General features: G+C 67.4%; 10 protein-coding genes. 6 read left to right on the top strand and 4 right to left on the bottom strand.

Annotation, left to right across the window (positions count from 1 at the left end):
- Both ABY44_RS14890 and ABY44_RS14885 read left to right on the top strand, forming a co-directional pair.
- A partial coding sequence (locus tag ABY44_RS14890; RefSeq protein ID WP_431641367.1) for a DUF1176 domain-containing protein occupies window positions 1–482 on the top strand: 482 nt, incomplete at its 5' end.
- 61 nt (window positions 483–543) lie between these two features.
- Window positions 544–1,848 carry an XAC2610-related protein gene (locus ABY44_RS14885; RefSeq protein ID WP_060173053.1) on the top strand — a complete coding sequence of 435 codons (1,305 nt, stop codon included), beginning with the start codon at window positions 544–546 and terminating at the stop codon, window positions 1,846–1,848.
- Window positions 1,849–1,884: 36 nt separating this feature from the next.
- Here ABY44_RS14885 and ABY44_RS14880 read toward each other — a convergent pair whose 3' ends face one another.
- Window positions 1,885–2,553: an O-methyltransferase gene (locus ABY44_RS14880; protein ID WP_060173052.1), complete on the bottom strand. Its 669-nt coding sequence runs from the start codon at window positions 2,551–2,553 to the stop codon at window positions 1,885–1,887.
- 132 nt (window positions 2,554–2,685) lie between these two features.
- Here ABY44_RS14880 and ABY44_RS14875 point away from each other — a divergent pair, with 132 nt between their 5' ends.
- Window positions 2,686–3,981: an O-acetylhomoserine aminocarboxypropyltransferase/cysteine synthase family protein gene (locus tag ABY44_RS14875; RefSeq protein ID WP_060173051.1), complete on the top strand. Its 1,296-nt coding sequence runs from the start codon at window positions 2,686–2,688 to the stop codon at window positions 3,979–3,981.
- Window positions 3,982–4,163: 182 nt separating this feature from the next.
- Window positions 4,164–4,889, top strand: a complete 726-nt coding sequence (locus ABY44_RS14870) for a ZIP family metal transporter (RefSeq protein ID WP_060173050.1) — start codon at window positions 4,164–4,166, stop codon at window positions 4,887–4,889.
- Window positions 4,890–4,911: 22 nt separating this feature from the next.
- On the opposite strand, the gene ABY44_RS14865 is transcribed toward ABY44_RS14870, so the two are convergent.
- Window positions 4,912–5,415, bottom strand: coding sequence for a hypothetical protein (locus ABY44_RS14865; protein ID WP_060173049.1), 504 nt, complete (start codon window positions 5,413–5,415; stop codon window positions 4,912–4,914).
- A gap of 65 nt (window positions 5,416–5,480) precedes the next feature.
- Entirely contained in the window at window positions 5,481–5,756 is a 276-nt protein-coding gene (locus tag ABY44_RS14860) for a DUF4148 domain-containing protein (RefSeq protein WP_060173048.1), read from the bottom strand.
- Between the two features lie 317 nt (window positions 5,757–6,073).
- On the opposite strand from ABY44_RS14860, the gene ABY44_RS14855 reads away from it, so the two are divergent.
- The gene (locus ABY44_RS14855; protein ID WP_060173047.1) at window positions 6,074–7,234 is read left to right on the top strand and encodes a porin; all 1,161 of its coding nucleotides are present in this window, start codon (window positions 6,074–6,076) and stop codon (window positions 7,232–7,234) included.
- A 311-nt stretch (window positions 7,235–7,545) separates the two neighbouring features.
- Here the strand turns inward: ABY44_RS14855 and ABY44_RS14850 are convergent, their stop codons facing one another.
- Window positions 7,546–7,902, bottom strand: coding sequence for a hypothetical protein (locus tag ABY44_RS14850; RefSeq protein ID WP_060173046.1), 357 nt, complete (start codon window positions 7,900–7,902; stop codon window positions 7,546–7,548).
- A 206-nt stretch (window positions 7,903–8,108) separates the two neighbouring features.
- Between ABY44_RS14850 and ABY44_RS14845 the strand changes: the two genes are divergently transcribed.
- Window positions 8,109–8,396 carry a DUF4148 domain-containing protein gene (locus ABY44_RS14845; RefSeq protein ID WP_027790907.1) on the top strand — a complete coding sequence of 96 codons (288 nt, stop codon included), beginning with the start codon at window positions 8,109–8,111 and terminating at the stop codon, window positions 8,394–8,396.
- The last annotated feature ends 84 nt before the right edge of the window (window positions 8,397–8,480 follow it).

The raw sequence follows: 8,480 nt of genomic DNA, 5'->3' as shown, positions 1-8,480 counted from the left end.
CGGTGCTCGCGAAGTTCGGCGACGACATCAAGCAATGCGCGGCCGACGTCGAAGACGAAATGTCGGCCAGCGATCGCCGGAAGGCGTCGCGCGCCGTGGCGATCTCCGCCGACGAGGCGCTCGTCGCGATACCGTGCCAGACCAGCAGCATGTATAACCGCACCGACCTGTGGTATCGCGTGCGAAGGACGGCACCGTTCACGCCGACGGCGATGAATTTCGGCGAGAACGCGAACGCGGGGCTCGACTCGGCGTCGTTCGCGAACGAACTGACGGAGGCCGGCTACGACCGCACCCGCGCGACGCTGTCGAGCAAGGTCAGGCTGCGCAGCGCCGGCGATTGCGGCTCGACCGCGTCGTGGATCTTCGACGGCCGGCGCTTCCTGCTCAGCGACATCGCCACGCACGGCACGTGCAACGGCCTGTTCGACGATCAATGGCCACGCCTGTATCGACGCGCCGATGCGCCAGGAAACCGCTGACGCGTGCATCGCACCGCAACACGCCGGCAGTCACACCCATAACAAACCGAGGGGCCGACCCATGCATCTCCCGTTCATCGACGCGTCGCGCAACGCGACCGCGACGCGGCGCACGCGCGGCTGGCGCGGCGCAATTGCGTTCGCACTGCTCGCCGTCACCGCGTTCGCCTTTTCGCCAATGAGTGCGGCGAGTGCGGCAAGCACCGACGATACGGTCGAGATCCCGTTCTGGTCGCGCGACTGGGTCGGCACGATCGGCAACCGGCATGTCGAAGTCTCGCTGTCGCGCGTGGCGGGCACTGTATCGGGCTCGTACTGCTACGCGCCCTGCACGTCCGACAAACGCTACCGGCTCGCGCTGAAGGGGACGCTCGACGCGCACGGCGCCACGCTGTCGGAACGCGACAGCGGCGCGAAAACCGACGCCGATCGCGTAACGGGCACGTGGCGCGTGGCATCGCTCGACAATGCGGTGGCCGGCACGTGGGCGTCGCCGGACGGCAAACGCACGCTGCCCGTCTCGCTCGCAACGAAACAGGACGGCAGGCCGTTCCCTTACGAGATCCGCCTCGTCGCGGACAAGCTGCCGGACGACGACGGTTCATGCAACGAACCGCCGCACGTCACCGCGATCCGCCTGTACGATCGCGGCCGCCTCGTGCAGACGCTGCAGACCGATTCACGCGGCACCTGCGGCCTGTTCACGCCCGATTTCGCCGACGTGAATTTCGACGGCTGGCCCGACCTGATGCTCGCGCAATCGATGGGCGCGGGCCCGAACATTCCGTACCAGACGTGGATCTTCGACCCGAAGACGCGGCGCTTCGTCGACGCGCCGCAGGGGCTGCAGGGCATCACGTCGCCGGAGTTCGATGCCGTGCACCGGATCATCTGGACGAGCTGGCGCGCGAGCTGCTGCGAGCATGGCGTGACGACCTACCGCTGGCAGGGCAACGACGTGAAGGAGGCCGACTCCGCCAGCAGCTACCTGCTGCCGGTGCTCGACGGGAACACGCGCCGCTATTGCTACGTCACGCCCGGCTACGGCGACGGCTACATCGAGTTTCCGCAGCGCATCGAGCAGACCGGCACGGGGCTGCGCTCGACGCTGGGCGCGCTGAAAGACTGCGAGGTGGACGCGTCACCGTGGATGGCGCGCGTGTACATCGACATCTGGAAGCCGGGCGCGCCCGGCCACGCGCCGACGCTCGTCCGCACCGAAAAGGTCGCGTGGAAGCGCACGTCGACCCGCGCCGGCATGAAGTTCTGCCCCGACGTGCCGTTCTACGACAACGGCCGCATCCGCCGCATCGTGCTGCGCGACGATCCCGAGCAGTGCAACGACCGGAATCCCGACCAGAACTAGCGCGCGGGTCGACCGCACGCGCGTGCCGCCCTCACGTCACGCGCCGACGATCGAGATCGAGAACCCGTCCCAGCCCTTCTGCCCGACCGTCTGCACGGCCGTCGTGGTGACGTGCGGCGCGGCCGCGAGACGCGCGAACCCGTCGCGCACGCCGGCCACGTCAGGCTCGCGATTGTCGGGATCGGCCACCCGCCCGCCGCGCACGACGTTGTCGACGACGATCACCGTGCCGGGCCGCGACAGCTTCAGCGCCGCGTCGAGATAGACCGGGTTGTTGTCCTTGTCGGCATCGATGAAGATGAAATCGAACGGCGCTTCGCCCGCGTCGACGAGCCGCGCGAGGCTGTCCTTCGCGCTGCCGACCACCACCGTCACGACCTCCGCGAACCCGGCACGCGCGATGTTCCGCGTCGCGACCTTCGCATGTTCGGGGTTCAGCTCGAGCGTCACGAGCGTGCCGCCCGGCGGCAATGCGCGCGCGAGCCAGATCGTGCTGTAGCCGCCGAGCGTGCCGACCTCGAGGATCCGCCGCGCGCCGCGGATCGTCGCGAGCAGTTGCAGCAGCTTGCCCTGGTTCGGCGCGACGTTGATCGCGGGCAGCCCGGCCGCGTCGCTCGCCGCCAGCGCGGCGTCGAGCGCGTCGTCGGACGGCACGAGCGTCGCGGAGAAATACGCATCCACCTGGTTCCAATGTTCCTGATTCATCGCGCACCTCTTGTTTGCGGAAAGGGCATTCTATGCGCCGCACCGCCATAAGCAACAAACCATTCGTTCTAAGGGCCGCCGCGCACGTGCTCCTATAATCGCTCGACCACCACAACAACAGACGGAGCACCCATGACCGATCAGGCCTCTTCGAACTGGCGCCTCGAAACCATCGCCGTGCACGGCGGTTATCGTCCCGACCCGACCACGCGCGCGGTCGCCGTACCGATCTACCAGACCGTTGCGTACGCATTCGACGACACGCAGCACGGCGCCGACCTGTTCGACCTGAAGGTGCAGGGCAACATCTACACGCGGATCATGAACCCGACGACGGACGTACTCGAGCAGCGTATCGCCGCGCTCGAGGGCGGCATCGGCGCGCTCGCGCTCGCATCGGGACAATCGGCCGTCACGTACGCGATCCAGACGATCGCCGAGGCCGGCGACAACATCGTGTCCGCGAGTTCGCTGTACGGCGGCACCTACAACCTGTTCGCGCATACGCTGCCGCAATACGGGATCGCGACGCGCTTCGCCGATCCGCGCGACCCCGCGTCGTTCGAGCCGCTGATCGACGCGCGCACGAAGGCGATCTTCGCGGAATCGGTCGGCAACCCGCTCGGCAACGTCACCGACATCGCCGCGCTCGCGGAAGTCGCGCATCGCCACGGCATCCCGCTGATCGTCGACAACACGGTGCCGTCGCCGTATCTGCTGCGCCCGTTCGAGCACGGCGCGGACATCGTCGTGCATTCGCTGACGAAGTATCTCGGCGGGCACGGCACGAGCCTGGGCGGCGCGATCGTCGATTCGGGCAAGTTCCCGTGGGCCGAGCATGCGGACCGCTTCAAGCGGCTGAACGAGCCCGACGTCAGCTATCACGGCGTCGTCTACACGGAAGCGTTCGGGCCGGCCGCCTATATCGGCCGCGCGCGCGTGGTGCCGCTGCGCAACATGGGCGCGGCCATCTCGCCGTTCAATGCCTTCCAGATCCTGCAGGGCATCGAAACGCTGGCGCTGCGCGTCGAGCGGATCAGCGACAACGCGCTGAAGATCGCGCAGCATCTCGCGCGTCACGAGCAGGTCGAATGGGTGAACTATGCGGGCCTGCCCGATCACCCCGACCATCCGCTGGTCGCGCGCTACCTGTCGGGCCGTGCGCCGGGCATCCTGACGTTCGGCGTGAAGGGCGGCCGCGACGGCGGCGCGAAGTTCCAGGACGCGCTGAAGCTGTTCACGCGGCTCGTCAACATCGGCGACACGAAATCGCTCGCGACGCACCCGGCATCGACGACGCACCGGCAACTGTCGCCGGCCGAACTCGCGAAGGCCGGCGTGAAGGAAGAAACGGTGCGGCTGTCGATCGGCATCGAACATATCGACGACCTGCTCGCCGATCTCGACCAGGCGCTCGCGCAGGTGTGACCGGCACGGGCGCGCCGGCTTGCCGGTGCGCCCTGCATCGAATGTGTTGACCTTGAAGCGGCTTCAGGGTGTTCAATCCCCGGTTGATGCCGGGGCAACGCCCGGCGTGCATGAACCGTACCCTGCGGCCGGGCAGCCGGACGCCGAGCCCGCTGCGGTACGCCAACCGTTCGAGAGGCCTCATGACACCGACCGCGAAGCTTGCGCTACTGACGTTACCGCCCGTGCTGGCGGCCTGTTTCGGCGCACTCGCCGCCGCGTGGCGCGCCCCCGGCCCGACAACGTCGAGCGTCATCCAGCATTTCACCGGCGGCATCGTGTTCGCGGCCGCGGCGCTCGAACTGCTTCCGCAAGATCGCGCGCATGCGCTGTTTCCGGTCGTCGTCGGCTTCGTGCTCGGCATCGCGCTGATGCTCGCGATCCGTGCGCTGTCGGGCGCGATCGAGACGCGCTTCGAGGACGCGCGGCTCCCCGTAAGCCTCGTCATCGTCACCGCGATCGACCTCGTCATCGACGGCCTCGTGCTCGGCATCGCCTTCTCCGCGAGCGACGAAAGCGGCATCATCCTGACCGTCGCGCTGACGCTCGAGGTGCTGTTCCTCGCGCTGTCGGTCAGCGCCGCGCTCGCGGCCGCCGGCATCGGCCGCATGCTGTCGATCGTCGTGCCGGTCGGGCTCGCGGCGCTGCTGAGCATCGCGGCCGTTGCCGGCAACGCGGCGTTCGCAGGGCTTCCCGCCAATATCTACGCGGCGCTGCTCGGGCTCGGCACCGTCGCGCTGCTGTACCTCGTCACCGAGGAACTGCTGGTCGAAGCGCACGAGGTACCCGAAACGCCGTTTGCGACGGCCGCGTTCTTCATCGGCTTCATCGTGTTCTTCCTGATCGAAGGATCGGTGAAGGCCGGATAAGCCGGCCGCGGCCGCGCGCCGGTTACCACGTCGTCGCGCCCGTCGGATACGTGTCGACGATGCGCGTGCCGTTGACCGGCGTCACGCCTTCGTTGCGCAGCGCGGCCCACAGGTCGATCGCGTGTTCGCGCGACTTGCGGCTGCCGTCGTCGGTCAGCACGTTCAGTGCGATCACCTCGTCGCGGGTCGTCAGTTGCAGTTGCTCCTTCAGCTTGCGTGACTGATGCGACGCGGTGCGGATGTCGCCGAGCAGGATCCGCTTCTCCGCCACCTCCGGTTCGCCGCCCGCGTCGGCCGGCACGAACGTCAGCCGGCCGTTGCCGACCTCGCATTGCCCGCGCGTGAACGTCGCGCTCCATTCGCCGGCCGGCATGGTCGCCAACTCGCAACGCATCCGCTCGTTCGCGCGGCGGCCGACCTCGTGCGCCGGCGCGTGCGACAGCGCGCGTTCCGGCCAGCCGGCCGCCATCGCAGCCGTCGACATCAGGCACGCCGCGAGCACGATTCCTTTCGCGAAATGGCGCATGGCACTCTCCTCTTCGTGTGGGGTACGGCCGGCGGGCACCGTGCCGGCCGGCCGCGCATGAACGATCAACGAACCGCAAGACGGTTGTCGTGCGCATCGACCAGCGGCGCCGCCTCGACGCGATGTACCGTCGCGCGATGGATTTCCTGGTTGCGCGCGACGGTGGCCGGGCTCGCCGGGTAGTCGTGGTTCGGGCTCGGGATCACGCCGTCGTGGCGGGCACGCACCAGTTCCTGACGGACTTCCTGACGGGTCTTCTGCTGCGCGGCCGCCGCCTGCGAGATGGCCGCAATCGACAGGACGGCAGCGGCGACGACGATCATCGGTCGCGGAATGTTCATGTGGCTCGCTCCTTGCCGGAAAGATGTGACAGGAGCCTTCACTTTGATCCGGCGGCGGTGCGCAATCGTGATCGCAGCATGACGGTTTCGTCACTGCCCCGGCCTCTCCTGTCTCGCACTCCCAATGAAAACGGGTCGCAAGTGTCCAGGTCGATGACGCGGCGATGACATTTTTCTCATTTGTCCCTCACCTTCACGATCCGAACGCTTTCCAGAATCGGCAGCGCGATTGCGACATTCCGCGCCTGCCGCACCAACGCGCGGCGCCGGAATCGACCGATGCACGGATCGATCCTCTTGAACCTCAGGGACACACCATGAAAACTCCAGTTCGGCTCGCGATGATGTCGGGTGCGATGCTCACGGCCACCCACGCGGCACACGCGTCGGAAGTCACGCTGTACGGCCTGTTCGATACGTCGTTGACCTACGTGTGGAATGCCGACGCGAACGGCAGGAATCTCGTCGGCCTCGGCAACGGCAACCTGCTCGGCAACCGCTTCGGCGTGAAGGGCGCGGAAGATCTCGGCGGCGGGCTGAAAGCGGTCTTTACCCTGGAAAACGGCTTCAACCCGAACACCGGCGCGCTCGGGCAAGGCAACCGGATGTTCGGCCGGCAGGCTTTCGTGGGCCTCGAAAGCGCGCGCTGGGGCACGCTGACGCTCGGCCGCCAGTACGACGCGCTCGCGGATGTCGCGTGGCCGGTCACCGGCGATTTCTACTTCGGCAGCGTCTATGCGACACCCGGCGACGTCGACAACTACGACACGTCGTCGCGTACCGACAACGCGGTGAAATACACGTCGCCGCTGATCAACGGATTCCAGTTCGTCGGCATGTACGCGCTCGGCGGCGTGGCCGGCAAGAGCGGTGCCGGGCAAACCTGGTCGGCCGGCCTGTCGTACAGCAACGGCCCGGTCGACGTGGCCGGCGGCTACTACTACGCGGCCAATCGTTCATCGCTCGCCAACGGCATCCGCACCGGCTGGAACAGCACCTCCGACGGCACGTTCGACGGGTCGCTGGTCAACGGCGGCTACCTCTCCGCGAAATCGATCGGCATCGCGCGCGGCGCGGTGCGCTACAGCTTCGCGCCGTTCGCGGTCGGCATCGACTACAGCAACGCGCAGTACAAGGCCGATGCGATGTCCGCATTTCGGAGCACGCAGAAGTACGACACCGCGCGCGGCTTCTTCAACTACCAGGCGACACCCGGCCTGCTCGTCGGCGTCGGCTACAGCTACACGCGCGCCCGCGGCGATACGGGCGCGACTTATCATCAGGTGTCCGCCGGCGCCGATTACGTGCTGTCGAAGCGCACCGATCTCTACGCGGTCGGTGCATGGCAGCGCGCGAACGGCGAACAGCGCACGCTCGACGGCGGCACGCAAACGGCGCAGGCGTCGATCGGCTCCTATGGTTATGGCGGTACGCACACGCAGGGCATCGTCAATCTCGGGTTGCGCCACCGGTTCTGACCACGGCGGCAATACGCGCGCCGCGTGACGAAAATTTCATGTCCCGATCAGGTTCGCGAAGCGTCGCTTCGCTACGATCACAAACGTGACGGGCAGCGCCCGTTCCAGACCACGCAAGCGGGTCGCTGCCGCACGGCACGTCACGCGTTAGGCCCGGACTCGTCGAGTGCCGGGCTTCTTTTTTGCTCGTCGTGGATCGACACCCTGCGTGCTCGGCGACGAACCCGCGACCGACCGCGTGCTGTCCTGGACGACTCCCGCCGCATCCCCGGCAACCTGAGACCGCGCAATCGCGTGCGGTGCGATCGCGGTCAACGCGTGCCGCTGCGCTGCGGGAACAGGCACACGTGCGTCTTGACGTACAGGTTCGGATTCCCGCAGCGATGCCCGGCATAGTCGATCTGCTCGCCGGGCATGAGGTCGGCCGGTACCGGCTTGCGCGCGGCGGCCGGCGTGGTCGACGTGGTCGATGTGGCCGACGCAGCGGGCGTCGGGCCGGAACGCGTCGACGTGCAGCCCGCGAACAACGTAACGATCAGGACTGCGATCAAGGCGAGGCGAATGGCGGGACGATACACTTTTCGGTCCGGGGTGAAAGTCGGAAAGGGCCGCCCGCATTCCGTGCTGCTGTCGCGGACGGCGTGAACGCCGTCGGCCAGGTCGACCATCGGCAGACTTCATGTTCCGCTTCCCGTTCATCGCGCCCATGACGCGAACATGACGATTGCATCATGTCGGCCGCGGTCGAACGGCACATCCCGGCATCACGCAATCTGACGCATTTTTCATCTCGCGATCACGATCACGCACGGCTGCTTTCGCATACTGGGTCCATGGTTCGCCACCCGGCGGCCCTGATCAAGGAGAGCACTCAATGAAAACCGCACAACTCGCAGCACTGTTCGTCACCGCCACGCTGTCGCTCGGCATGGCCACGCAGGCCGCATTCGCGCAGACGCAAACGCAGGGCAAGACCCGCACGCAGGTCGTCAATGAACTGAAGCAGGCGCAGCACGACGGCGTCGTGCCGACGAGCAAGACGCAGTACCCGCCGAGCAGCGAGCTCATCGCGCGCAACAAGGAGCTTCACGGGATTTCGGTGCATGGCGGCGAGAAGAAGCCGCAGACCGACAACCACGACGAACTGACCGCGCGGCAATGACGCCCGGCCGCACGACCGCGGGCAGCGCGCCACGCGCGGCCGCCTCATGGCGAACGCGCGGGCGTGCCCGCCCGCGGTGTCAGG

The sequence above is a fragment of the Burkholderia sp. ZZQ-2 genome, from assembly GCF_050768715.1.
Classification (GTDB): Bacteria; Pseudomonadota; Gammaproteobacteria; order Burkholderiales; family Burkholderiaceae; genus Burkholderia; species Burkholderia cepacia.
Note: the sequence above shows the minus strand (reverse complement) of the source record. Positions and strands in the feature narration are given on the sequence as shown.